The following is a 25,871-nucleotide window of genomic DNA, read 5'->3' as shown; positions in this document are numbered from 1 at the left end:
GAATAAATCCGCTTAAGATGGTAATCTTAGGCGGATTTTTCTTTGCATATATTTTGAAAGTTTTAGGTGAATTTTATGTATAACCGCAGCACCATTGCCGCAATCGCGACTCCACCTGGCCGTGGTGGTGTGGGGGTGATTCGCCTGTCGGGACCAAAAGCCTATGCGATTGCCGCAGCATTGACCCAAAAAGACTTACCCAAAGCGCGTTATGCAGGTTTTCGCCAGTTTTACGATGCAGCCAATGAAGTCATGGATGAAGGTTTGGTGATTTGTTTCCCCAATCCTCATTCATTTACTGGCGAAGATGTGGTGGAACTACAAGGGCATGGTGGCCCAGTGATTCAAAATGTGCTGTTGGCACGTTTACTGGAACTCGGTGCAACGGCTGCCAAAGCGGGTGAATTTTCGATGCGCGCCTTTGAAAATGGCAAGCTAGATTTGGTACAGGCCGAAGCCATTGCTGATTTAATTGATGCCACTTCACAAGCCGCTGCGCGTTCTGCTGTACGTTCCCTGCAAGGGGCTTTTTCCACCAAAGTGAATACCGTGCTGGAACAGTTAATTCATTTACGTTTGCATGTTGAAGCTGCTATTGATTTTCCTGAAGAAGAAATTGACTTTTTGGCCGATGGGAAAATCCTTAATTTGCTAGATGAAGTGGCTACTTCAGTGACTGCTGTGCAACAATCTGCGCGTCAGGGACAATTGTTGCGTGAAGGTCTGCAGGTGGTGATTGCGGGCAAACCGAATGCAGGTAAATCTTCCTTACTCAATGCCTTGGCGGGTATTGAACGTGCGATTGTGACCGATATTGCAGGGACTACTCGTGACGTATTGCATGAAAAAATTACCCTGAATGGCTTACCAATTACCCTGACTGATACTGCAGGCTTGCGTGAAACAGGGGATATTGTGGAACAGGAAGGGATTCGCCGTGCGATTAAAGAAATTGAACAGGCAGATTTATTGTTATTGGTCTATGACTTGAGCCAAAACGAAGATCCGTTGCAATTGGCACAGCATTATTTTGCGGAACATATTGAACCGAAGCGTTTGATGTTGATTGGCAATAAATGTGATTTAACTGGTGTACAAGCTACAATTTCAGATTTTAAAGGGTTTAGACATATTACTGTGTCGGCCAAACAAGAAACAGGTGTTCAATCGCTCATAGAGGCGATTACAGCGCATGCAGGCTTTCAGCCTGAAGAAGATACCTTTATTGCACGTACCCGTCATTTAGACGCAATGAAGCGCACGCAGCAGTATTTGGCTGAAGCACGTGAGCAGTTGGTGGTCTATCATGCGGGGGAATTAGTAGCCGAGTCGTTACGTCTTGCACAGAATGCTTTGGGTGAGATCACTGGTGATTTTTCTGCAGATGATTTGTTGGGCAAGATTTTTGGATCGTTTTGTATTGGGAAATGATTTTTAGCGATTACTTTCTGATTTGATATGAAAATAGCATTAAGTTTTAGTGGCTTAGTGCTTTTTTATTATCCTATTTTAGGTTGGTCAGCTGATAAAAATCAGCCTATTTGATAATGTTTAGTGTCTCTTTTGTTACAAACCCGATTTAACCCATGTCATGTTTAAACATTTCAATTTACCTTTATGAAAACCCATCAATAATCACGCAAGTTTTTTTAAACCGCAGCATTTAAAGCTATGATGAGAAAATAATCAAAGATTGGCGCTCAATTCAATCCTAAATGCACGAGATGAAATCTCTGATGGAGGTTTTTTGGATGTTTGAACTGGCTTTTTTACGTGAAATACTCATTTCTTCGGTTCATTTTTTGCAATTGTCACTCGAAGCCATTTCTGTGATTTGCGTGGTGATTGGTCTGGTTAAAACTTTATTGGTGCTGGTTCAGTTAAAATCGGGGCGTACTGCACGTTATTGTTTTGGGGATTGGCTCGCGACGGCACTTGAATTTCAGTTGGCTGCAGATATTTTAGCCACCACAGTAGATCCAGATTTAGATAGCCTAATTAAACTGGCGATCATTGCAGTGATTCGAACCTTTTTAAATTACTTCCTAACTAAAGAATTAGAGCATCAAACCATCAATGAAAAATAATGGCTGCTGAGTTTGAGATCAAACAGAAGACATAGTCCTAGTCATCTACAAAGTTTGAATATTTGAATAAACTCAGCTGATCCAAACCTTGTCCTGATTTTAGTTTGTCGTTTAGATGAAACTTCATCCTAAAACAGGTTTGTTCTGCAATTGGCGATACCAAATAATGATGTAGCCACACAGTAAGCAGATGGCTGCACAAAAGCTAAGTACGGCGGTGGTTAAACCGAAATGATCGGCCAAATAACCGACTGCAATAATTGGCAGAATTGTGCCTAAATAGCCCACAAATAAATAGGTCGACATCACTGCAGCGCGATTCTGTAGATTGGTCATGGCATGAATTAAGCCAAAAGCGCCAATCAATGCCAATCCATGTCCTATGCCAAGCAGCACATCACTCACAAAAAATAGAAAACTCCAGTGTAAATACATGCATAAACCGAGTACCAATAAACTCAATAACAGCAAATACAGCCCATAATTTAGACATTTTTGTGCAGGAATGGCTTTGGAAAAATACTGCACCAGCGCTGAAATCAGCAAAATACAGGTGATAGCCAAACCACTGACCAAAGGCCCGTGCCACGGAATAATCACTTGCACAAAAGAGGGAGAGAGCGAAGCAAATAAACTAAAGGCAGCAAAGGCACAGAATGCAGTTAAACCTGTAATATAAAATTCTGCATGAAAGCGTGGTTCTGGGCGTTCTAATTTTGGGGCAATCGAGAAGGCTTGTGGTGTAAATTCAGGTGGCGCTAAACGTAACAATCCAATAAAACACAGGACAGCACCCAAAATGACTGGAATATATGGGCTAAACAAAGGTGCTGCTGAAAATTGTGCCACACCGCCACCAAGCAAAGGGCCTAAGCCAAACCCGACTGCGGTAATGACTGAACTGAGCTGTGGCGCATGTGCTTTATGTGATTCGGGGATACTCCACATTAAGCCAATTAACGCCGATGTGGTCATAAGACCTGAAGCAATCCCAATCACAAAACGCCCCAAAGCAAGCCAAAGTGCATTGGTGGCAAACATCGACAGAATCAGTCCGAGGGTGATGATGACTAAACCCAATTCTAGGGTTTTTAAGAAGCCAATACTGTTGCTGGTACGTCCTAAAAAGAGCAAGGTAGCCAAACAACCGAGCATATACGCCACAAAAATAAAGGTGATATGGCTAGGTAAAAGCTGCCACAGTTCCTGATAAATTGGATACAGTGGGCTTGCAAGTGCCGTGCCCATGGTGCCAATAATCAGGGCGAGGCTGATCATCACAAAAGGATGCCAAGATTGAGATTGAGTCATAAAAAACTCGATTGATGGCTAAACTGTTGAGTTTAGTCTCATATAGTGAGAAATATCACTCAGTGTAAAGACAAGCCTTGAATCTGGTCAAGCCTATTTGTGTTTAAGCATAGCGTTTCAGCAATTTCATAAACTCTTCCAGTTCATGTTCATCAATCGCGCATTGATCACCAATCACATGATGGCGTAAATGCGATTCGATTAACTCATTCATCAAACCATTGACCGCACCTTTAATGGCTGCGACTTGTTGTAAAACTTCAATACAGCCATGATCAGGATTGTGAAGTGCTTGTTCTACTGCCCCAATTTGTCCTTGTAGGCGTTTGACGCGATTTAAAATTTTCTTATCTGTATGTAAATGACCCAACACATCACCTCAATTTTTATATACTCTATGGGAGTATATTTAACAATGATTTCCCATTATGCGTCAGCAACACTCTCATCGTATCCATCCACATCAATTCGATCAAGGCAATCCGCTGGCGCAGAAAAAAATATTATATGCGGCTTTGCTGACGGCTGTCATGATGTTCTTGGAAATCTTGGGTGGTTGGATTTTTCATTCCATGGCTTTGCTAGCGGATGGCTGGCACATGAGCTCACACATGCTGGCGCTAGGCTTGGCTTATTTTGCCTATCGGGCAGCACGTCATTATGCAGCAGATACACGGTTTAGTTTTGGTACATGGAAAATTGAAATTTTAGCTGGCTATAGCAGCGCCATTTTATTGTTGGTGGTGGCTGCATTTATGGCAATTCACTCTATCGAGCGTTTATTTTTTCCTGTCGATATTCAGTATAACCAAGCCATCCCAATTGCAATTTTAGGGTTATTGGTCAATTTGATTTGTGCATGGTTATTACATGAAGATGATCACCATCACCATCACCATCACCATCACCATCACCATCACCATCACCATCACCATCATGAGCATACGCATGACAGCCATGACCTGAATCAAAAAGCCGCCTTTATGCATGTGGTGGCAGATGCGGTGACTTCAATTTTTGCGATTATTGCTTTAATTGCGGGTAAATATTGGGGCTGGGATTTTCTAGATGCACTGTTAGGTATTGTTGGTTCAATTTTAGTGGCGCGTTGGGCGATAGGTTTGATGCAGGAAACAGGGAAAACATTGCTGGATGCAGAAATGGATCATCCTGTGGTGGAAGAAATTCGTGAAGTGATCGCAGAGTTACCAGTCAGTGTGGTGATCACTGATTTACACGTTTGGAAAGTCGGACAGGGTAAATTTTCCTGTATTTTAGCATTGGAAACCGCACACGATTTAGACGCAGATCAAGTCCGCACTGCCCTCGCCATTCATGAAGAAATTGTGCATATTTCTGTAGAAATCAATCCGCCATCGGGTTTGAACGTTCCACGTGAAACCTAAAGCGTTGCATAGCAAAAACGAGTTGTAGCAATTGCGTAATTCTGGCTTAAAAATACTGAATTCTGTGCAGCTTTCAGCTTAGAATCAGGCTAAATTTAATTTATTTAGATGAAACACATGATTAAACAATTGAGTTTAGCTGCCTTAATGGGATTATGCAGCGCCGTGAGCATGGCCGATGTTGCAACGGTTAGCAAAAATGTCAAACAACAGCATCCGCAACTGAAATTAGACAATATTCAAGCCACAGAAATGAAAGGTATTTACAGTGCCTCTATGGATGGTCAAGTGGTGTATTTGAATGAAGATGCTCAACATATTTTGGCGGGTTCAATGATTCGTTTAAAGGATCAGCATAACTTGACCAAAGATTTATTGATCCAACAAAATAGTGTCGATTGGAAAAAGTTACCGTTACAAGATGCAATCAAAAGTGTGCGAGGTACGGGGAAACGTCAGATTGCGATCTTTTCTGACCCAAATTGCCCATATTGTAAACAGCTTGAGGCTGAACTGAAAAAGCTGAATAACATTACGATTTATACTTTTATTTTGCCGTTAAAAGCGCAATCTGTTGCGCCGTCTAAACAGGTGTATTGTGAGAAAAACCCTGCCCTTGCTTGGGAAAATCTGATCACAAAAGCACAATTGCCTACAAGTCAAAGCAGTTGTGCTAACCCTGTGGAACGCAACATGGCTTTAGCGCATCGTTTAGGTATAAATGGTACGCCAGCAATTATTTTCTCGAATGGCTTTAAAGTTATGGGAGCATATCCTGCGGCACAAATTGAACAGATCTTTAAAGAATTCGGTCCTTAAGACTAGCTATTTTTTATCTGATATTAGCAACTACAATTGTGAAGTGTGTATCAGAGCAAACCTGAAATTTGTGATTGCGAAGTAGATATAAAAAACCGCCTTAATTTTTAGGCAGTTTTTTTATGAGGATAGACGATGTTTGACTGAAAAATCACAGTCGTTAAACAGTATTTAAGCGCGTGATTTTTTCTTAATAGTATTATAAATAAACAGAATAATCAGCGCACCAATGATGGAAGCAATAAAACCTGCGGCAGAACCATCACCGTACAATCCCATCATACGCCCTGCATAGGTTGCCAATAAAGACCCTGCAATCCCGAGTAAGGTTGTGACAATAAACCCTGCTTTGTCATCTCCAGGATGAATCGCACGGGCGATTAAACCTGCAATAAAACCCACCACAATTGCGACAATTAATGACCACATGAGCAGCTCCTTGTTATCTTTGTTTATGTTTTACATCATGTTTCAGACTTATTTTTGCTGAAAAATCCCAAGGAAAATAGTCGAATAATGCTACAGCATGTTGTGTTTTTGTCCTGTTAGATAGATGAAATGCAAATTTTAGCCATAAAAAAAGTGATCTGAAACGATCACTTTTTTTAAGCGAGGCGTGTTTGTTTTATAAGCCAATTTCGCCAATAAACGGAATATGACGATATTTCTGGTCGTAATCTAAGCCATAACCGACAATAAACTTATCTTCAATTTCAAAGCCCATGAATTTAACTTCAAGTTCAATTTCACGGCGTGATGGCTTGCTAATTAAGGTACATAGCTCAATTGAATTTGGCTCGCGGGTTTGCAAAATTTCCATCACTTTATTTAGGGTGTTGCCCGAGTCGATAATATCTTCAACTACCAAAACATCTTTACCGCGAATTTCACCATCTAAATCTTTTAAAATTTTCACATCACGCGATGACACCGTGCCCCCGCCGTAGCTGGATACAGTCATAAAATCCAGTTCATGCGGCTTTTGAATGGTGCGGCATAAATCTGCCATGAACAATACAGAACCACGTAATAAGCCAATTAAAACCAACTCTTTGTCGCTATTGGCATAATGAGCATTAATTTTTTGACCAAGTTCCTGAACTTTTGTTTGGATTTCTTCTGCAGAAATCAAAACCTGCATTTCAACTGTCATGGGTAGATACCTAAAAAGCAAAAATAAAAAAGGTGTTGACCTGCAACACCCCAAAATATGCGCTAATTTTAATATATCTTGCGCGATGTTGCACGTGCTTGCATGGTTAAAATAGCATCATTTTTGTGCTGGGTGAGAATCTGTGCGTAACAACAAGGCACAACCGAGTATCAGCATTGCCCATCCGATGGGTTTTATATACGAGGGTTGCGTAGGTTTAGCCACCTGCTGCTGAGTTTTGATCGGGTTGGTAGTAGGCACGTTGTCCATAAATATAGGTCGCATGAATATTACGGTCATCTGCTAAAGTAATGAGGGCAAATAATGCATCTTCAAGATGTTTGGAACGTTGTTGTCGTAAGCGTTGTAAAGCGGTGGCATTTAAATCCAGCACCACAAAATCGGCTTCTTTGCCTACCTTAAAATTCCCCAGCTTATCGTCTAAGTCCAAAGCTTTGGCAGCACCTAATGTGGCGTGATACAACGCTTCAAAAGCAGAGAGTTTTGCCCCTTGCAGTTGTTGTACTTTATAGGCTTCATTGAGGATATGCAGTACATTAAACGTGGTGCCTGCGCCAATATCTGTACCTAAACCGACCTTCACCTGTCGCTCCCAAGTTTTATGCAGCGGAAATAAACCGCTGCCCAAAAATAAATTGGAGCTTGGACAAAAGGCAATTGCAGAATCGGTATGATGCAGACATTGCCATTCATGTTCTTCTAAATGCACACAATGCGCAAAAACCGAACGTGAACCTGTTAAACCATAGTGATGATAAACATCTAAATATCCATTTTGCTCTGGAAATAATTGTTTCACCCACGCAATTTCATTGTGATTTTCACTTAAATGGGTATGTACATAAACATCGGGATATTCGGCTTTGAGTTGCCCTGCCCGCGCCAGTTGCTCAGGGCTAGAAGTCGGTGCAAAACGTGGCGTAATCGCGTAGAGATTACGTCCTTTTCCATGCCATTTTTCAATCAACGCTTTAGAGTCTGTATAGCCTGAGTCTGCACTGTCACACAATGCTTCAGGTGCATGCCGATCCATCAGCACTTTACCTGCAATTAAACGCATTTGATGTTGTGCTGCCGCTTCAAACAACGCATCTACCGATTCAGGATGTACCGTACAAAACACCAAAGCTGTGGTGGTGCCATTTTTCAGTAATTCCTGCACAAAAAATTGTGCAATCTGATCAGCATAGGCTTTATCTGCAAATTGCAGTTCAGTCGGAAAAGTATAAGTATTCAGCCATTCCAGTAATTGTTCACCATACGCGCCAATCATTTCAGTCTGTGGAAAATGAATATGGGTGTCGATGAAGCCAGGCACAATGAGATGGTCAGGATAATGTTGGAACTCAGTGTTGGCGTTTAGCTGTGCCTGCCCTTCTTGCCATGAACCAAACCACTGAATTTTGCCTTGTTCGCAAATTAACAAGCCATCGTCTACATAACGGACTTGTTCTGAAATTTGATCGGCTTGGCTGGTACAGTTTTTGAAATCAAGAAAGCGACCACGAATTGCGGTGCGTTGTACAGGAGATGGCATAAAACAACCTACATTTTTCATTTTTTCAAGAGATTGTACCTTAAATGTGGCTTGTAGCAGTATGATAAAATTTATCGTACGGTAAATTAAAACTTAGCTCAATTGATATAAAAAAGCCCTCTCGAAAGAAGGCTTGCAACGATGATGAGGACTGTTAAATTTTATAATGTGGTTTCATGGTGTTTTCGACTATGTCGAATTGATAACCACGCAGTGATTGTCAGTACGAGTACAATAAAGCCGAGTGAAATCCAGATAGGCATGTGGAATACATCTAACATCAGCATTTTAAAGCCAATAAATAGCAGAATTAAACCCAGCCCATACGGCAAATAATGCATTTTAGTGGCTGCGCCTGAGAGCAAGAAAAACATGGCACGTAAGCCCAAAATAGCCATAAGATTTGCGGTGAGTACAATAAAGGGATCGGTGGTCACGGCAAAAATTGCAGGGATAGAATCCACGGCAAAAATAACGTCAGATGCTTCGACCAAAATTAAAACTAAAAATAATGGCGTTGCCCAAAGTACACCATTTTGGCGCACAAAAAACTGATCTTTTTCCAGTGTTGGGGTAATACGCATGTGTTTGCGTAGCCATTTCAACAACGCCATATCTTCAATATTGCTGGCTTCTTGCTCTGGACCTTTTAAGAATTTAAAGCCTGTGTAGACCAAAAATGCGCCAAAAATATACAAAATCCAGGAGAATTCTTGTACAAACCAAGCTCCAATAAAAATAAAAATGGTTCTGAGAATAATTGCGCCCAGTACGCCGTAGAGTAAAATTTTACGCTGTAAGCCCGGTGGGATGGCGAATGCGGCGAAGATCATCAACCAAACGAATACATTATCAATCGCCAGTGATTTTTCCAGCAAATAACCCGCAAAGTATTCCATGACTTTGGTGTTGGCGACTTCTAGCCCAACGCTGTGTTTAAGATACAGCCATAAACCGCCACCAAATAAAGCTGCCACACTGACCCAGGCGATACTCCAATACGCAGCGGTTTTGACTTTGACCGATTCGCCTGCTTTTTGTTTAAAGCCTAAGAAGTCAATGGCGAGCATGACTGCAACAATTGCAAAAAAGACCAGATATAGCCATAAATTGCCGATGGATTCCATACAATCTCCACATCCAACAACTGGCCACAAAAAAACCTTGACCTGTTGTCAGATGATTTCAAACATCTGTAACAACATGATCAAGGTCTTGCCTACATAGAGCGGACTTGTATCAACAAGTATGTGCACTATGCTCAGCGTCCGACTTTTTGCAAAGTGTAATGACGAAACGCTGACACGTTAAAGTTATATTTTAACGCTTGGAGGAGGCTACTCCCCTTGTTCAACATAATTTGGGATTAGGACGCTGCCTAAATCTGCGTAAAGAATTACATAATTTTAAGTGTTGTGCAATTTATTCTGTATGGTAAATCACTTTAATTTGTACAAATTCAGCACAATATTTCGTAAAGAGTGTGGCAAATTGAAAAAATAGATTTAGTTTGATAGGTGGACTTATGCAAATTCAACATCAAGAAACCCAACGCGGTGGCGAGTTTTTTATTGAACGAGATGGTCGGCATATCGCTGAAATTACTTATCAATATCAAGATGATCACACTATTTTAGCAGATCACACTTGGGTCGATCTGACATTACGAGGTCAAGGGGTTGCCCGTCAGCTATTAGATATTTTGGTCGCCTTTGCACGTGAAAAGCAGCTAAAAATTGTACCCGTGTGCTCTTATATTGAGACGGCTTTTGAAACAGATACACAATATGCTGATGTCGTGGCTTAAAAGTCTTTCTACGTTGAAATAATCTAATGTGTTGGTATTAAAACAGCATGCAGACTTCGTCTGTCGTGCAGTCTAAAATTTTCTTGAAAATATTATAAAAGCCCAAAAAAGCCAATCCACAGCGCGTAGATTGGCTTTTTTGTAACATAGTTAAGCCAAGATTATTCGTAATTAATCATCACTTTCATGGCATTTTCATCTGAAGCATGTTTAAACACATCATAGGCTTTTTCAAATTCAGAGAATTTAAAATGGTGCGTTGCCAGTTTTTCTAAAGGTAATTTGCCTGAACAGCAGGTTTTTAACAGCATACCTGTCGTATTGGTATTCACCAAACCCGTAGTGATGGTCAGGTTTTTAATCCAGAGTTTGTTTAACTCAAAATTTACCGACTTACCATGTACGCCCACATTGGCAATATGTCCGCCCTCTTTCACGACATTTTGGCAAATATCCCAAGTGGCTTCGACACCTACAGCTTCCATGGCACAGTCTACCCCGCGACCACCTGTAATCTCTAAAATACGTTGTACCGCATCTTCTTTGGCAGAGTTAATGGTATGGGTTGCACCCAACTCTTTTGCCATCGCCAAGCGGTTATCGTCCATATCGACTGCGATAATTTGTGCAGGAGAATAGAACTGTGCGGTAAGCAGACAACCCATGCCAATTGGACCTGTACCCACAATTGCAATGGTATCACCAGGTTTAACATTGCCGTATTGCACACCAATTTCATGTGAAGTTGGCAATACATCAGACAAGAAAACCGCAACTTCTTCATTTAAACCTTCAGGCAGCAAATATAAAGAAGTGTCTGCAAATGGAGTACGGACATATTCAGCATGAGTACCATCAATCATATATCCCATGATCCAACCGCCTTCATTTTGGCAGTGTGCATAGAGTTGTTTTTGACAGTTTTCACAAGTACCACAACGGCTGACACAAGAAATAATCACCTTGTCGCCTTTTTTGAAATTTTTGACTGCCGAACCGACTTCTTCAACAATCCCGATGCCTTCGTGACCTAAAATACGGCCATCAAATTGCCCTGTCTTGGCAACTGCAGTGTCTTGAATTTCTGGGTTTTTACCTTTCCAAATACCTAAGTCAGTACCGCAAATGGTAGTTTTGGTGAGACGAATCACGGCATCTGTTGGTTGTAAAATTTCTGGACGTGGGCGTTCTTCAAAACGAATATCATTGGCGCCGTGGTAGACCATGGCTTTCATTGTTTTTGACATTGTGACCATCCTTCTTAGTAATAATGATGAAAGACATCCAGCAGCCAACCTGTAGCAACCGTCATGCTCGCAGGATGTAATCTTTTTAAAGTAACAGGTCAAGATGACAAGTTCATGAGCAGTATTGTTGCTTTTAATAATTATAATATATAAGTTTATAATTAATATAAAAATCCCCTATTTTTTGCCAAAAACAGGGGATTTTTTTTGAAAGAGTTTTAAATCAGTTTAAGCGATTTTAAGCCGTGTGTTGCAACGCTTGAATGAGTTTTTGATGTAAACCACCAAATCCACCATTTGACATAATCACCACTGCATCGCCCTCACCTGCTTGGCTCACGATTTTTTGAATAATTTCATCCAAAGTATTGGCCACCACCGCATGATTGCGAGCAGCCGCAACCACAGGCTGTAAATCCCAGTCTAAACCTTCAGGTTGATACCAAATCACAGCATCCGCCAAACGTGCTGAATCTGCCAAGCCCTCTTTATGACTGCCCATGCGCATGGTGTTGGAACGTGGTTCAATAATCGCCCAAAGCTTACGCTCACCCAAACGCTTACGTGCGCCGTCCAGTGTGGTTTCAATTGCGGTTGGATGGTGGGCAAAGTCATCATAGACTTCAATGCCGCGTATGGTGCCTAATAACTCCATACGGCGTTTCACCCCACCAAAATTGGACAGCGCTGCACATGCGGTTTCAATTGCAACCCCAACATGCTCTGCTGCGGCGATGGTTGCCAAGGCATTGGCGACACTGTGTTGCCCTGTCATATTCCAGCGCACTTCACCTTGTAGCACACCATTTTTCAGAACTTTAAAATGTGAACCATCTGCTGCAAGTTGTTCTGCATACAGTTCCGCTTGTGGATCTGCATTGAGCGAAGTACGTAGCACAGGTGTCCAGCAACCCATTTCTAACACTTCATCAATATGGGTTTCTGTAATTGGGGCAATAATGCGCCCTTCACTTGGGATGGTACGCACCAAATGATGGAATTGTTTTTGAATTGCGGCCAAATCATCAAAAATATCGGCATGGTCAAATTCAAGGTTATTTAAAATGGCGGTTTTAGGATGGTAATGTACGAACTTGGAGCGTTTATCAAAAAACGCAGAGTCGTATTCATCGGCTTCGACACAGAAATACTTGCCTGCACCCAAACGTGCACTTTCACTAAAGCCTAAAGGAACGCCGCCAATTAAAAAGCCCGGTTCTAAGCCTGCCTGATCCAATACCCACGCCAACATGGTGGTGGTGGTGGTTTTGCCGTGCGTGCCTGCAACGCCCAGTACGTGTTTGCCTTGCAAGACATGATCGGCCAAAAATTGCGGGCCAGAAATATACGGTAAACCTGCATTCAGCATGTATTCAACCGCATCAATCCCACGTTTCATGGCATTGCCCACAATCACTAAATCTGGATGCGGTTGTAAATGGCTGCGGTCATAACCTTGCATTAAGGTAATGCCTGCATTTTCCAGTTGAGTCGACATCGGTGGATAGACGTTTTGGTCTGAACCTGTGACGGTATGTCCTAAATCGCGGGCCAAAAGTGCCAATGAGCCCATAAATGTGCCACAAATACCCAAAATATGCAGATGCATTCCGCCTTACTCCACTGCTTTTATAGACACATCACGTATTTTTGTGCTGTTGTCGTGATTAACTTGATTTGAAGCAACGATAGCAAGGGTTTTGGCGAAAAGATAGTGATTCTTGTATCTCATTTCAGGGATTTTTCAGCGCTGAATCTGCGCCAAACGATGTAAAAAATTGCTGCTCTTGCATTTTTCATGGCAAATAGCTCGTAAAATAAAACTGAATTTTTAAGATAGTACGACACAATGTCTTCAGCATTTTTACTTTTGGTGGTTGCAAACTGTTTTATGACCTTGGCGTGGTATGGTCATCTCAAGTTTTTACCACATGATGCGCCGCTGTGGCAGGCTATTTTATTCAGTTGGGTGATCGCCCTGTTTGAATACAGTTTGATGATTCCTGCTACCCGTTTGCTGGCGCAGCATGGCTGGGCGGTAGGTCAAATGAAAATTACCCAAGAAGTTGTGACTTTATTGGTGTTTGTCCCGTTTATGATTTTTTTGTTTAAGCAACCTTTTAAACTGGATTATTTATGGGCAGCTTTATGTTTATGTGGCTGCGTATATTTTGTGTTTCGAGCATATTAAAATGGTGCTTTTGCATGGCTTAAACAGCTCGCGTAGCTGCAATGGTGTGAGCCTGTGGTTAATTATTAGAAAATAACCAGATAAAAATAATCAAAAAAGTCGGTTGAGTCGCCGTGTTCAATTTTAACAAGTCGAAAAATCAGTCTATAATGTGGAGTTCTTATTCAAGCTTGGCTTTCTCGCCTGAATTTCTCTTTCCTTAGTTTCGTTTCTGGAATATTTGTAATGAACGCGGCCGCTGCACAAGACGCTCCTCTCGTTGGAATTATCATGGGTTCTCAATCGGATTGGGCAACTCTCGAACACACTGCCAATATGCTGAAGCAGCTTGGTGTCCCATTTGAAGCGGAAGTCGTTTCTGCACACCGTACCCCAGATCGCTTATTTGAATATGCTGAACAAGCGCGTGATCGTGGCATTCAGGTGATTATTGCAGGCGCTGGTGGTGCCGCACACTTACCAGGTATGTGTGCAGCTAAAACTGATTTACCTGTTTTGGGTGTGCCAGTGAAATCTTCAATTTTAAATGGTGTCGATTCATTACTTTCAATTGTGCAAATGCCTGCAGGTATTGCCGTAGGTACATTGGCGATTGGTCCTGCGGGAGCAACCAATGCGGCAATTATGGCAGCCCAAATTTTAGGTTTAACCCGTCCAGAAATTGCACAAAATGTTGCCAATTTCCGTGCCGCGCAAACTGAGAAAGTTTCAAGCAACAATATTCCAGGTCAGGCTTAAGCGGGACAATTACTATGGATAAGACCATCGGTATTTTTGGTGGCGGTCAATTGGGTCGCATGATGGCACAAGCGGCTTTACCCTTAAATATTCAATGTACCTTTTTTGAAGCCAGTCCAGATTGCCCAGCGGCAACCTTGGGTCAGGTTTTTGCCAGCAAAAGCGAAAATAGCCTACAAGATTTTATACACAGTGCCGATGTATTCAGCCTTGAGTTTGAAAATACTCCGTTGGCTGATGTTGATGTATTGATTAAGCACAAAGACTTGCATCCACCACGTCAGGCTTTGGCAATTGCCCAAAACCGCTTGCTGGAAAAAGGCTTATTTGATGAATTGGCGATTCCTGTTGCGCCGTACCAAGCCGTCAACTCGCTGGAAAGTTTACAGGCTGCTGTAGCTGAACTCGGTCTGCCAATTGTGCTAAAAACCGCAACAGGCGGCTATGATGGCAAAGGTCAGTTTGTACTGCGCAGTGCAGATCAGATTGAACAAGCATGGGCAGAACTTGGCCCTGCAGGCAGCTTGATCGCAGAAAGTTTTGTTACTTTTTCACGTGAAGTATCTATTATTGCGGTGCGTGGTCAAAATGGTGAAGTAAAAACTTGGCCATTGGCAGAAAACCATCATCACAACGGTATTTTGTCGCATTCGATTGTCCCTGCACCAAACAGCGCTGACTTGCAGCCTGCGGCACAAGACTATATCACTCGCCTGCTCAATCACTTGAATTATGTAGGTGTGTTGACGTTAGAGCTATTTGTCACTGACAAGGGCTTGTATGCCAACGAGATGGCACCTCGTGTGCATAACTCAGGTCACTGGTCAATTGAAGGCGCGGTGTGTTCGCAGTTTGAGAACCATATTCGTGCTGTAGCAGGTTTACCGTTAGGCTCAACTGAAGTGGTACGTCCAACGGTGATGGTCAATATTATTGGTCAGCATCCCAAAACTGAAGATGTGTTGGCATTGAATGGCGCACATTTGCATTTGTACAATAAAACTGAGCGTGAAGGTCGTAAAATTGGGCATATTACTTTAATGCCGAATGATGCTGCTGAGTTGACAGATTTATGCCGCCAATTGGCAAAAATTTTGCCAAATCCATTGGCGCTCAGTGCTGATATGAGCTTGTAAATTTAAAAATGACGCCAAAGCGCTCATCACGATGAGCGCTTTTTTATGCTCTCACATTTTTATTCTGCCCATTTTTAAGGTGTTCTACCGTTAATCTGTCTAGGATTGACGCTGTAATTTTAGGTTGATTAAGATAGATCAGGCTGAATAAGCAACCATCACCGTAGCAAAGCAATACTTAAAATAAAAATGCGCACAAGTCTGATGGGAAACAGATGATAATTATGAATTCAAAACTTTAAATTCAAATAGCGCGTTTTAAATTTAAAGCGATGCTTCAACTTTGAATTTAAATATCAGAAATGAATTTAAAGATAGATCTGCAGTTTTGAATTTAAATAAAGTAGCGGCTCTTTTGATCTTTAAATTTAAAAAGCTACTTTTAAATTCAAAGTAATACATCGTAAATATGTAGTGAATGTCGTGTTTTGTGGATAACTTGGGTTGGTTTAATTTGAATTTAAACTTTTAAATTTAAAAGTCTTATCATGTGTTGTGATTTTGAATTTAAAAATGTGAGATGCCGTACTTGTGGATAAGTGTTTTAAATTTAAAACGAGAAAATGAATTTAAAACTGTGTAAATGAATTTAAAGTTACAGATTTTCATCTGATCTCTGTGGCTGAAGGTGTTATGGTAAAGCCAAGATTTAAATTCAAAACACATCAAAGGGTATTATGCATCGTTTCGCTGTGATTTTTGCGACAGCTGCAATGGCAGCTACTCAGGTTCAGGCAGAACTGATTATCAATGGAAAATCTGTCACCGTAACACCAACGGTCAGTACATCTGCAAATTTTCAACCACAAAACCATTTTCAAAGTTGTTTGGCCAATTTACGCAGCCAAGCCATTGCCAAAGGGGTGAGTGGCAGCAGTTATGATCGCTATACTCAAAATCTCAGCCCAGATTATTCCGTCATTGAGCGTTTAAATTACCAACCTGAATTTTCTACGCCAATCTGGGATTATCTCTCAGGCTTGGTCGATGATGAGCGCGTGCAGGCAGGACAGCAGAAATTGGCACAGCACCGTGATGTGCTCAATCGTGTTGCAGCAGCCTATGGCGTACCTGCAGAAACCGTAGTGGCGGTTTGGGGTGTAGAAAGTAACTTTGGTGCGATTTCAGGATCCTATCCATTATTGCAAGCGCTAGGTACCTTGAGCTGTGAAGGACGCCGTCAAAGCTATTTCCGAGGTGAGTTTTTTACCACCATGCGTTTATTGCAACGTGGTGATGTCACTGAATCACAATTAAAAGGCTCATGGGCAGGGGCGTTTGGGCATACTCAGTTTATGCCATCGACCTATGATGAGTTGGCGGTCGATTTTGATGGTGATGGTCGCCGTGACTTAGTATCTAGTATTCCAGATGCTTTGGCTTCCACCGCTAACTTTTTAAAACGTCGCGGCTGGCAAACAGGGCAGCCGTGGGGCTTTGAAGTCAAAGTGCCTGCAGGCATGTCTTTGAGTGGTGAAGGGCGACGCAATAAAAAATCCCTCAGCAGTTGGGTTAATCGTGGGTTGACTCGTGCAGATGGTTCGGCATTAATTCAGGGCAATTTATCGGGCAGTAGTCAGGCAGGCTTGATGGCACCTGCAGGTGCGAATGGCCCTGTATTCTTAGTGTTTAGAAACTTCGATGCCATTTATAGCTATAACGCAGCAGAAAGTTATGCCTTAGCGATTGCGCATTTATCAGATCGTTTAATGGGGCAGTCTGCATTCCGCACCGCTTGGCCAACCGATGATGCAGGTACATCCCGCGCAGAACGCCGTGAAATTCAACGCTTTTTGTTAAGTCGTGGTTATGACATTGGTGAAGTGGATGGTTTAATTGGCGACAAAACCCGTCAAGCGATTCGTCAGGAACAGACTCGACTCGGCTTGGCTGCAACAGGTCGGGCAGGGCAGCAAATTTTAAGAGCGTTTCGTAATGAAGCGGCCAAACAAATGATGCAATAAGTTGTTGCGATTGCATAAAAAAGGTCTGCAAATGTGCAGACCTTTTTAATTTTTGTCTTAAAACAGGGGATTAAGGTTCAATTTTCACTGCTTCAAGCAAATCAAAAATCACAGTCGTGACATCTTGGCTTAATTCTTTGTTATTAAAAATTTCATAAGCTGAAATGGTGATGTCGGTATCACTTGGCAGCAAACGCTGTTCTTCTTCAATCAGGTGTTCAATTGGTAATAAGGTCTGTCTAACCTCAAGATGCAAAATATCTTTGTATTCAATATTTTCATCTTCAAGTTCAATCACTTGCTCATTAAAATACGGCAATAAAATCGAGTGGAGACAAGGTTGAAGCTCAACAATATCAAAAATTTCGATATCACGGCTTTGTTCAATCGTGCTGATGTGGTCATTTACTTCAATCAGGATATGGTAGTAACTCACATGAATCTCCACAGATCGTTCAGGGTTATACAGAGCCTTCACAATAACATGAAATGAGTAAATTTGCTGCCTTTGCACGTGTAATGGATATGCAACTATCGTACAGGGTGAGGGGAGTTTTGTGTTTTAGTCACTTCAGTTTGCCAGATTGCTCAATGCCGTGCATGGAGTAAATCGAGATCGGCAGGGCGCAGTTGGAAATTCTGCAACTGCTGATCTTTTAGCATTGGATACATTAAGGCATAAGGGTCGTTATGGTGTGCTAAACCTAAAGCATGGCCGAATTCATGCGCCAAAGTTAAGCGTAAATCATCTTTAGATTGAAACTCATAAATCCGAATGGCCTGACCATCAAAGCTGCCTTTATCAAATAAACGTGGCTGAAAACGTGCATTAAATTGCTGGATGGAAATATCAATGTCCTGATTGAGTTGATTGAGGGCATCGACTTGTTGGTTGAGTTGGTTAATTTGTTGATTAAATTGCGCCATTTCGTGTTCTAAACTCCACATGTTTTGCTGGATTTCTTGTTTTTTGGCTGCAAAAACTTCCTGTTGCGAAGGATGTAGCCCACCACTTTGGTTAATTTGCTGTACTTGACGATTGTATTGTTCAAGTTGTTGTTCAAATAGCATTTTTTTTGCATCAAGCTGTTGATTTTTATCTGCAATTTCTTGTTTTAGTGCTTGAATATTTTGGTTTTGATTGCTCCAGTGTTGTTGGCGTTGTTCAATGGCTGTAAGTTGCTGTTGTCGTTGGTTGGATTCATCTTGATGTTGATCATAAATCAAGTGAATGGCGAGCTTGGCATTTGGATCATATACAAAATAATCCTGTCCCGTCCCTTGTGTCCAGATCAGGGTGGCTTCCTGACTTAGTTGTAGTACATCGGCATGGCTTAAGCCAAAACGCGGATCGATTTCTCCAATACGATAACGTAAGCGAGTATCTAAAGGATGTTGCAAACTATCCAGTACTGTATTGTGTCGTGTATGAGGATGTTGAATATTTTGATAAATCAGCAAGATAGAAAACAGTATGATTGCACCCAATAGAAACAAACGCATTGCTAGCGGCATCCTTTTTTGGGTTTACTGTAGCCGAAAGTAGGGCAGAAACTCAATCTATTTGCAGTTAGAGCATCATTTTATCTATTGTACTCGGTTGAGCGTCCAATTGTCTGTGCTCTTTCATTTAAATCTTGAAGTCAGTGTATGGATATCGAAAAGAAAAACCGCGCTGCAATTGCTTGCAGCGCGGTTTTTGATGTGCGTTAAAGCGACAAATTATTTTTTATCATCTTTGACTTCAGTGAATTCAGCATCCACAACGCCATCATCGGCTTTTTGTTGACCTGCGTCACCGCCAAATGCATTTGGGTCGAAACCTTGTGCACCGCCTTGACCTTGTGCAGCTTCATACGCACGTTGTGTAATTGGCATGATGATGTTTTGCAATGCTTCAGTTTTTGCTTTGATTGCATCTACATCATTTTCTTTGGTTGTCGCTTCAAGCTCAGTGACTGCAGTTTCAATCGCAGTTTTTTCATCGGCAGTCACTTGTTCACCAAGGTCTTTTACTGCTTTTTGAGCAGAAGAAACTAAAGCATCCGCTTCGTTACGTGCTTTTGCAAGTTCTTCAAACTTACGGTCTTCTTCAGCATTTGCTTCAGCATCTTTAATCATCGCTTCAATTTCAGCATCGCTCAAACCAGAGTTTGCTTTAATTTGAATCGATTGTTCTTTGCCTGTGCTCTTGTCTTTTGCAGACACTTTCAAGATACCGTCAGCGTTAATGTCGAACGAAACTTCAATTTGTGGCACACCGCGTGGCGCTGGTGGAATGTCACCTAATTGGAAGTTACCCAACAATTTGTTTTGTTGAGCCATTTTACGCTCACCTTGGTAAACTGAAATGTCTACTGCAGGCTGGTTGTCTGCCGCTGTTGAGAACACTTGAGATTTCTTCGCAGGAATCGTGGTGTTTTTCTCAATGATTGGCGTCAACACGCCACCCATAGTTTCAATACCAAGCGTTAACGGAGTTACGTCTAGAAGCAATACGTCAGTTTTGTCACCAGACAATACGGCACCCTGAATTGCTGCACCAATTGCAACAGCTTCGTCTGGGTTTACGTCTTTACGTGGCTCTTTGCCAAAGAATTCTTGTACTTTTTGTTGTACAAGTGGCATACGTGATTGACCACCCACCAAAATCACGTCAGAGATGTCAGAAGTTGAAAGTCCTGCATCTTGTAGCGCAACTTTACATGGCTCAATGGTACGAGCGACTAAATCAGCAACCAAACCTTCAAGTTTGGCGCGAGTCACGTTCATCACCAAGTGCTTCGGACCTGTTGCGTCTGCAGTGATATATGGCAAGTTGATTTCAGTCGCATTTGAAGATGAAAGCTCGATTTTTGCTTTCTCAGCCGCTTCTTTCAGACGTTGTAATGCCAATGGATCTTGTTTCAAGTTGAAGTTTTGCTCTTTTTTGAACTCTTCAACCAAGTATTCGATCAAGGCATTGTCAAAGTCTTCACCACCAAGGAAGGTATCACCGTTGGTTGATAACACTTCAATTTGTTGGTCGCCATCAAGGTCTGCAATTTCAATGATCGATACGTCAAAAGTACCACCACCCAAGTCATATACAGCAACTTTACGGTCGCCTTCTTTCTTGTCCATACCAAATGCAAGCGCAGCAGCAGTTGGTTCGTTGATGATACGTTTAACTTCTAAGCCTGCAATTTTACCCGCATCTTTGGTTGCTTGGCGCTGTGCATCGTTAAAGTACGCAGGTACAGTAATCACGGCTTCAGTAACTGTTTCGCCCAAATAATCTTCGGCAGTCTTTTTCATCTTTTTCAAAGTTTCTGCAGAAATTTGCTGTGGTGCAAGTTTCTTGTCATTCACTTCAACCCAAGCATCGCCATTGTCTGCTTTGATGATTTTGTAAGGCACAAGACCAATGTCTTTTTGTACCGCTTGGTCTTCATAACGACGACCAATCAAACGCTTAATTGCGAATAATGTGTTTTTCGGGTTAGTTACAGCCTGACGCTTTGCAGATTGACCTACAAGAATTTCGCCATCTTTATAAGCAATAATAGATGGAGTTGTACGTGCGCCTTCTGCGTTTTCAATTACTTTAACTTTGTCGCCTTCAAGTACCGCTACACATGAGTTAGTTGTACCTAAGTCAATACCAATGATTTTAGCCATTTGGATGTTTCCTCAAAAATTCTTTTGCAATGTTTTCACTTGTTATTCGATATGAGAGCCAATCAAAATTTTTCAAGTTGTTTAGATGAAAATTTTTTATCAACTCTCGATTTTATAAGGCTTAAGCGCCAACCATCACCATTGCAGGGCGGAGTAAGCGACCATGTAAGGTGTAGCCTTTTTGTAATACGTTGCCAATTTCATTGGCTTTTGCATTTGGATCAATCCCTACGGCTTGATGCAGGTCTGCATTGAAACCATTGGCTGTATCAATCACCACCACACCAAACTTTTCTAAAGTGGTCAGTAATGATTTCAAGGTCAGTTCCACACCTTCAGACAAGGCAGTTTTTTCATCACCATTGGCGGCAATAGCACGCTCAAGGTTGTCTACAGAATCCAATAATTCTTTAGCAAACTTTTCTAAAGCAAACTTTTTAGCTGTATCTGCTTCACGTTCTAAACGCTCTTTGGTTTTTTCCGCTTCGTAAACTGCATTGGCAGTACGTGCTTTTTCCAATTTTAGGTTTTCTTCAAGTTTGCTCAGTTGTTCTTGTAAAGACTCAACGGAAACTTCTGCTTGCTCAGTATCTTGCGCTGTTTGTTGTTCCGTCTGCTCTTGCTCAAGGTCTTGAGTTTGTTCGTTCTGCTCAGTTGCCATTGATTTACTCCGTTTAAATGGGTTTTTAAACATGTACAGTCCTTTGGCGTCAGTGCTAACTGCGTTATTGCTGAACTGCCATGGTTAGAGAAGTTCGTAATTAGCTAAGAAATCGGGGCAGGGCAGGTAAAATTCAAGCGTGCCAGTAGATTAATTTTCATTGCCATGAAATTTGGTCAAAACAATACATTTTGAATCAAGATGTCGGCGGATGAATGAAGCAAATTAAACTTTGAAACTTATAATATTTTTTTGTTTAAAAAAGTATGGTAATAGGGAGCTGATTATTCAGCTAAACCAGTGCTTTTATTACGGAGATAGCTAAAAACACTGTTTTATCAACAGGATTCGACTGGGTGTTTGTTCACTATATTGTGCATGCGTATGATTAGAGTTTTTAAGTTTTGGTTGATTAATCGCTAAAACAACTTAATCGAGAGTAATTATATATTTTACACAAAACCTAACACTGCTTATTCTTTGCGCATAGATGCTATATCGCTGTAGTTTCTTGTGTATTGCTAAATGTGTTTTCGGGGCTTATCTAACTTCTGAATAAGCCCTTTTTTTACCTCATTTGTTTTGCTTTGCTGCAAGACTCAATCACGATCACGTCGTTGTTCACGGTCTTTACGGTTTTCCTGCCAGCGCTTTTGTTGTGCATCACGTTGTTGTTGCCAGCGTTTACGTGCTTCCTCACGCTTTTTTTGTTCAGCTTCAATTTGCTGCTTACGCTTTTGCTCAAGCTGTTTACGCTGCTGTTCCGATAAGCGTTTACGCTGCTCTGCTAAACGTTGTCGCTCTTGTTCATAGCGTTGTTGCTGTAATTGCTGTTGTCGTTTTTGTTCCCATTCACGACGTTCTAGTTCACGTTTACGACGCTCTAACTCAACCCGATTTTTACCTTGTTGATATTCCCAACGCTGCCGATCATTGTCATAACGTCGATGATCATCATCATAGCGTGGCTCATATCGTCCATCGTAGTAACCTTCGTCAGGCACGACTACGCAACCTACGGCTAAAAAAGCAGTCGCACATGAAAGTAAGATTAATTTTTTAGTCATGCTCTGCCTCCTGAGCTGATGAGGTGAATTTGTCTGAAACATCAAACATAGACTGCAATAGTGTCAATGACAGCGTCATAAAAGCAGGGTAGCGTATAGGTAATTTGAATGTGTATAACGATTGAAGCACTTGTATAACAAAATGGTCACTGTGCTGTTGATCATGAAGAAATTATGAAGCGTTTAGGCAAATCATGCAGACATATAAAAAGGAACAGGCATGCAAATTTTGAATTCATCTCTCAAAAATAAATTGCACAAAGGACAAGGTGCTGCTGCACGTGCATTAAATAAGTTACCAAGTCGAGTACATCATACTTTGGCTCAAGCTTTGGGTTATCCGTATCATTATCCAGACCTTGATCCATTTATTAAATGCATGATGGCGGCACAATTAAAACAAGGGAAAATTGGTTTTATTGGTGCTGACCCTGTACAGTCTAGACAGGCATTTGATCGACAAATGCAATCTATTCTGAGCACTCCAACTGCGGTCAAACGAGTTGAAGAAATCCGTTTAAACTTAGCCAGTGGCAATATCGCAGCGCGTTATTATCATCCTGCACCACATAAAAAATTGCCTTTAATCGTGTTTTATCATGGTGGTGGTTTTGTGGTGGGTGGTTTAGACAGTCATGACGAATTTTGCCGCTTAATGGCGGTACATGCCCATGCACAAGTGTTGAGTGTGGAATATCCACTCGCGCCTGAAGCTAGTCCACAGCAGATTATTCAAGTCTGTGAAGATGCTTTGGCATGGGCATATCAACATCGTCGAGAAATGAAAATTTTAAAAAATCGCATAGCGGTGGCAGGCGATAGTGCGGGTGGTAATATTGCAGCGGTGGTTGCACAGCGTAGTGCTCATTCAGCCTATGCACCTGACGCACAATTTTTAATTTATCCAGCCTTAGATTTTAAGAGTCGCCATCCTTCATTCTTTGCTTATAAAGATGGTTTGGTGTTGACGGGACAAGATATTGATTTTGTCACCCAGCACTATGTCACACAGCATCAGGTCGCTTTGGATGATCCAATCATTTCGCCAACTTTTGGCAAATTGAAAAAACTAGCGCCTGCCTTTGTGGTCACAGCAGGGCATGACGTTTTGCATGATGAAGCTGAAATTTATGCACATAAATTACGTCAACATGCTGTCACGGTAAAATATGTAGAATATTTAGATCAAACACATGGTTTTATTAGCATGACCTTTGTGTCGCGTCGCGCCAAAAAAATCAGCATTGAAATGTGTAAAAACTTTAGAAAATTTTGGGATCGACCACGTAGCTAAATCTTAGGTTGGTTTTGTTCATCTGTTTCACGTGGAACAATTAAACCAGAGTAGAGATTTCGGCTTCAGGAAAAGTCAGCTCGAATTCAGGCACGTAAAAAACCGTTGATGAAGCGTGCCTGATTAAAATCAGGAAACAAACTTGGATTCGATTGCCAAGATGTATATTTGAGTGGAATTAATCTGCCGCGAAAAGAAGGATTAAATTGATAGGATTTCCCTTGCCATGTTTGCTGAATTTTTAAAAGTGCAGCAGGGATGTAGCGACTATCAATATAAAAGCCGTGTTGCTTATTACATTTTTCAAGTTGAATGGCGAGTTGCAAATCTGCGTGTTGTATTTTGCAACTTATCTGTCGATCTTGAATATTCCAATCAAAGTTTGCCAGTTGTTTAGGAATGCCCCAAAGTTGTTGTCCGTGTTGCACAGAAGACTCGGTTGAAACGAAAATTTTAGGAATAGTAGATAAACGACGCTGCCTAAATAAAGGATGATCTAAAATCAGCAGCTCATCGTAAGCACCAATGGGGCTAGCGTGATAACGCACCCACATGACTTGAACAAGACGTCCTAAAAAAGAAGGTGTTAAGCCAAAAGGTTGTGCCTGTTTTAAAAATTGTGGGCTGAGCCAATAATTTAAAATATAGGCTTCACCTTGAAGTTGCCAAGGTGCTGGACACAGTCGGCTCTGATCTGAATTATTTTTATACATAAGTTTTCCAGCGTGATAAAAAATAACCACTGATTTATTCGCATAATCTTATTAATATAGATGCAATGCAAATACAACACAGATGGATTGGTCAGCAAATGTTAAAACAAAGTATGTTTACCATGGCAGCAATGCTTATCAGCTTCAATACGATGGCAGCCAACATCGTGGTAGAAATGACAACCAGCATGGGCAATATTGAAATCGAACTGTTTAATGACAAAGCCCCAGTTTCTGCAAAGAACTTTGAAAACTATGCCAAGTCAAACTTCTATAATGGTACGATCTTCCATCGTGTTATCCCAGGCTTTATGGTGCAAGGCGGTGGTATGGATGCCAATATGCAAGAAAAGCCAACCAAAGCGACCATTCGTAATGAATCAAGTAATGGATTGAAAAATACCCGTGGTACCTTGGCGATGGCACGTATGAATCATCCTGATTCTGCCAGCAGCCAATTCTTTATTAATGTGGTAGATAACGATTTCTTAAATCGAAGTCCACGTAACGCAGGCTATGCGGTATTTGGTCAAGTCACTAAAGGTATGGATGTTGTCGATAAAATTGTAAAAGTACCAACAGGCAACTATGGCATGCATCAAAATGTACCGAAACAAGCGGTAAAAATACTCAGTGTGAAAGTGAAAGAGGCTGCCCCAACAAAATAAGCGGATTTAGATTGCAAAAATATGAAAAACATATTTTTAATTTAAAATTATAGGGTTAGTGCGAGTTTTGTGTGTTTTTGAACCAAAATAGTGCGTAAAAATCCAACACTCGTGAAAACAAGCAGTTAAAAGCACTTGCACGTGTAGGAAATTGCCCTATAATGCACCAATCCCGACACAAAACAGCCTACGAACTTAGCTTGCAGGGTTGAGTTGTTAGAAGTGTTTTGCGTTAAAATTTCTGCTGACGAGGCAGAAATTGAGATCATTAAGAGATTATGAAGAACAACTTGTGTGGATTTTTACTGATTGATTGATCGAAAATATTTCATTGATTGATTGGTTTAAATTACTCGAAGTTTATTTGAGCGAAATTTAAGTCAGAAAATTG

Annotated in this window: 24 protein-coding genes and 1 pseudogene; 11 read left to right on the top strand and 14 right to left on the bottom strand. The window is 41.3% G+C overall.

What is annotated here, in order from left to right; genetic code table 11:
• The first annotated feature begins 75 nt into the window (after nucleotides 1–75).
• Nucleotides 76–1,431, top strand: coding sequence for a tRNA uridine-5-carboxymethylaminomethyl(34) synthesis GTPase MnmE (gene mnmE / locus FTU92_RS12330; RefSeq protein ID WP_180009220.1), 1,356 nt, complete (start codon nucleotides 76–78; stop codon nucleotides 1,429–1,431).
• Nucleotides 1,432–1,751: 320 nt separating this feature from the next.
• The gene (locus FTU92_RS12325) at nucleotides 1,752–2,087 is read left to right on the top strand and encodes a DUF1622 domain-containing protein (RefSeq protein WP_154321234.1); all 336 of its coding nucleotides are present in this window, start codon (nucleotides 1,752–1,754) and stop codon (nucleotides 2,085–2,087) included.
• Between the two features lie 123 nt (nucleotides 2,088–2,210).
• Here FTU92_RS12325 and FTU92_RS12320 read toward each other — a convergent pair whose 3' ends face one another.
• Together FTU92_RS12320 and FTU92_RS12315 are read right to left on the bottom strand one after the other, a co-directional pair.
• Nucleotides 2,211–3,398, bottom strand: coding sequence for an MFS transporter (locus FTU92_RS12320; protein ID WP_171287397.1), 1,188 nt, complete (start codon nucleotides 3,396–3,398; stop codon nucleotides 2,211–2,213).
• A gap of 103 nt (nucleotides 3,399–3,501) precedes the next feature.
• The gene (locus FTU92_RS12315) at nucleotides 3,502–3,768 is read right to left on the bottom strand and encodes a metal/formaldehyde-sensitive transcriptional repressor (RefSeq protein WP_004969779.1); all 267 of its coding nucleotides are present in this window, start codon (nucleotides 3,766–3,768) and stop codon (nucleotides 3,502–3,504) included.
• Between the two features lie 58 nt (nucleotides 3,769–3,826).
• Between FTU92_RS12315 and dmeF the strand changes: the two genes are divergently transcribed.
• Together dmeF and FTU92_RS12305 are read left to right on the top strand one after the other, a co-directional pair.
• Nucleotides 3,827–4,804 (top strand): CDF family Co(II)/Ni(II) efflux transporter DmeF, encoded by a 978-nt coding sequence (gene dmeF, locus FTU92_RS12310; RefSeq protein WP_180096333.1) that lies wholly within the window; start codon nucleotides 3,827–3,829, stop codon nucleotides 4,802–4,804.
• Between the two features lie 171 nt (nucleotides 4,805–4,975).
• Nucleotides 4,976–5,623, top strand: a complete 648-nt coding sequence (locus FTU92_RS12305) for a DsbC family protein (RefSeq protein ID WP_373686064.1) — start codon at nucleotides 4,976–4,978, stop codon at nucleotides 5,621–5,623.
• Between the two features lie 171 nt (nucleotides 5,624–5,794).
• Here the strand turns inward: FTU92_RS12305 and FTU92_RS12300 are convergent, their stop codons facing one another.
• The 4 genes from FTU92_RS12300 to FTU92_RS12285 form a co-directional block, all read right to left on the bottom strand.
• Nucleotides 5,795–6,052 (bottom strand): GlsB/YeaQ/YmgE family stress response membrane protein, encoded by a 258-nt coding sequence (locus FTU92_RS12300; RefSeq protein ID WP_154321231.1) that lies wholly within the window; start codon nucleotides 6,050–6,052, stop codon nucleotides 5,795–5,797.
• Between the two features lie 196 nt (nucleotides 6,053–6,248).
• A complete protein-coding gene (hpt, locus tag FTU92_RS12295) occupies nucleotides 6,249–6,776 on the bottom strand; it encodes a hypoxanthine phosphoribosyltransferase (RefSeq protein WP_004969787.1) in 528 nt (175 codons plus the stop codon).
• Nucleotides 6,777–6,993: 217 nt separating this feature from the next.
• Nucleotides 6,994–8,334 (bottom strand): guanine deaminase, encoded by a 1,341-nt coding sequence (gene guaD, locus FTU92_RS12290; RefSeq protein ID WP_180009222.1) that lies wholly within the window; start codon nucleotides 8,332–8,334, stop codon nucleotides 6,994–6,996.
• Nucleotides 8,335–8,495: 161 nt separating this feature from the next.
• Nucleotides 8,496–9,461, bottom strand: a complete 966-nt coding sequence (locus FTU92_RS12285; RefSeq protein ID WP_104852786.1) for a TerC family protein — start codon at nucleotides 9,459–9,461, stop codon at nucleotides 8,496–8,498.
• A gap of 398 nt (nucleotides 9,462–9,859) precedes the next feature.
• Here FTU92_RS12285 and FTU92_RS12280 point away from each other — a divergent pair, with 398 nt between their 5' ends.
• Complete coding sequence (locus FTU92_RS12280; RefSeq protein WP_004969793.1) at nucleotides 9,860–10,141, top strand: GNAT family N-acetyltransferase; 282 nt, start codon at nucleotides 9,860–9,862, stop codon at nucleotides 10,139–10,141.
• Between the two features lie 161 nt (nucleotides 10,142–10,302).
• Here the strand turns inward: FTU92_RS12280 and FTU92_RS12275 are convergent, their stop codons facing one another.
• Nucleotides 10,303–11,388 (bottom strand): zinc-dependent alcohol dehydrogenase family protein, encoded by a 1,086-nt coding sequence (locus FTU92_RS12275; protein WP_180096322.1) that lies wholly within the window; start codon nucleotides 11,386–11,388, stop codon nucleotides 10,303–10,305.
• Nucleotides 11,389–11,626: 238 nt separating this feature from the next.
• On the bottom strand, nucleotides 11,627–12,997 hold the full coding sequence (mpl, locus tag FTU92_RS12270; protein ID WP_004969796.1) for a UDP-N-acetylmuramate:L-alanyl-gamma-D-glutamyl-meso-diaminopimelate ligase: 1,371 nt from the start codon (nucleotides 12,995–12,997) through the stop codon (nucleotides 11,627–11,629).
• 240 nt (nucleotides 12,998–13,237) lie between these two features.
• On the opposite strand from mpl, the gene FTU92_RS12265 reads away from it, so the two are divergent.
• The 4 genes from FTU92_RS12265 to FTU92_RS12250 all read left to right on the top strand — a co-directional run bounded on the left by FTU92_RS12265 (nucleotide 13,238) and on the right by FTU92_RS12250 (nucleotide 17,417).
• Entirely contained in the window at nucleotides 13,238–13,579 is a 342-nt protein-coding gene (locus FTU92_RS12265) for a DMT family protein (RefSeq protein WP_180096320.1), read from the top strand.
• A 225-nt stretch (nucleotides 13,580–13,804) separates the two neighbouring features.
• The gene (gene purE, locus FTU92_RS12260; protein WP_019836195.1) at nucleotides 13,805–14,317 is read left to right on the top strand and encodes a 5-(carboxyamino)imidazole ribonucleotide mutase; all 513 of its coding nucleotides are present in this window, start codon (nucleotides 13,805–13,807) and stop codon (nucleotides 14,315–14,317) included.
• 14 nt (nucleotides 14,318–14,331) lie between these two features.
• The gene (locus FTU92_RS12255) at nucleotides 14,332–15,453 is read left to right on the top strand and encodes a 5-(carboxyamino)imidazole ribonucleotide synthase (protein WP_154321228.1); all 1,122 of its coding nucleotides are present in this window, start codon (nucleotides 14,332–14,334) and stop codon (nucleotides 15,451–15,453) included.
• A 677-nt stretch (nucleotides 15,454–16,130) separates the two neighbouring features.
• Nucleotides 16,131–17,417: a lytic murein transglycosylase gene (locus tag FTU92_RS12250; RefSeq protein WP_004969803.1), complete on the top strand. Its 1,287-nt coding sequence runs from the start codon at nucleotides 16,131–16,133 to the stop codon at nucleotides 17,415–17,417.
• 70 nt (nucleotides 17,418–17,487) lie between these two features.
• Here the strand turns inward: FTU92_RS12250 and FTU92_RS12245 are convergent, their stop codons facing one another.
• The 5 genes from FTU92_RS12245 to FTU92_RS12225 all read right to left on the bottom strand — a co-directional run bounded on the left by FTU92_RS12245 (nucleotide 17,488) and on the right by FTU92_RS12225 (nucleotide 22,805).
• Nucleotides 17,488–17,865 (bottom strand): hypothetical protein, encoded by a 378-nt coding sequence (locus FTU92_RS12245; protein ID WP_162164695.1) that lies wholly within the window; start codon nucleotides 17,863–17,865, stop codon nucleotides 17,488–17,490.
• 140 nt (nucleotides 17,866–18,005) lie between these two features.
• Nucleotides 18,006–18,920 carry a matrixin family metalloprotease gene (locus tag FTU92_RS12240; RefSeq protein ID WP_180096318.1) on the bottom strand — a complete coding sequence of 305 codons (915 nt, stop codon included), beginning with the start codon at nucleotides 18,918–18,920 and terminating at the stop codon, nucleotides 18,006–18,008.
• Nucleotides 18,921–19,139: 219 nt separating this feature from the next.
• Entirely contained in the window at nucleotides 19,140–21,077 is a 1,938-nt protein-coding gene (gene dnaK, locus FTU92_RS12235) for a molecular chaperone DnaK (protein WP_154321227.1), read from the bottom strand.
• A 121-nt stretch (nucleotides 21,078–21,198) separates the two neighbouring features.
• A complete protein-coding gene (gene grpE / locus FTU92_RS12230) occupies nucleotides 21,199–21,771 on the bottom strand; it encodes a nucleotide exchange factor GrpE (RefSeq protein WP_256732321.1) in 573 nt (190 codons plus the stop codon).
• Between the two features lie 566 nt (nucleotides 21,772–22,337).
• The gene (locus tag FTU92_RS12225; protein ID WP_131261893.1) at nucleotides 22,338–22,805 is read right to left on the bottom strand and encodes a hypothetical protein; all 468 of its coding nucleotides are present in this window, start codon (nucleotides 22,803–22,805) and stop codon (nucleotides 22,338–22,340) included.
• Between the two features lie 220 nt (nucleotides 22,806–23,025).
• On the opposite strand from FTU92_RS12225, the gene FTU92_RS12220 reads away from it, so the two are divergent.
• Entirely contained in the window at nucleotides 23,026–24,099 is a 1,074-nt protein-coding gene (locus FTU92_RS12220) for an alpha/beta hydrolase (RefSeq protein WP_131261892.1), read from the top strand.
• A 40-nt stretch (nucleotides 24,100–24,139) separates the two neighbouring features.
• Here FTU92_RS12220 and FTU92_RS12215 read toward each other — a convergent pair.
• Nucleotides 24,140–24,812, bottom strand: a pseudogene (locus tag FTU92_RS12215) (acetoacetate decarboxylase family protein).
• A gap of 98 nt (nucleotides 24,813–24,910) precedes the next feature.
• On the opposite strand from FTU92_RS12215, the gene FTU92_RS12210 reads away from it, so the two are divergent.
• Entirely contained in the window at nucleotides 24,911–25,480 is a 570-nt protein-coding gene (locus FTU92_RS12210; protein WP_180096316.1) for a peptidylprolyl isomerase, read from the top strand.
• Nucleotides 25,481–25,871: the final 391 nt, after the last annotated feature.

Origin of the sequence: Acinetobacter sp. YH12205 (assembly GCF_013418125.1) — a bacterium.
Lineage (GTDB): Bacteria > Pseudomonadota > Gammaproteobacteria > Pseudomonadales > Moraxellaceae > Acinetobacter > Acinetobacter towneri.
The sequence above is the reverse complement of the archived record's forward strand: the minus strand, read 5'-3'. Positions and strand labels throughout refer to the sequence as shown.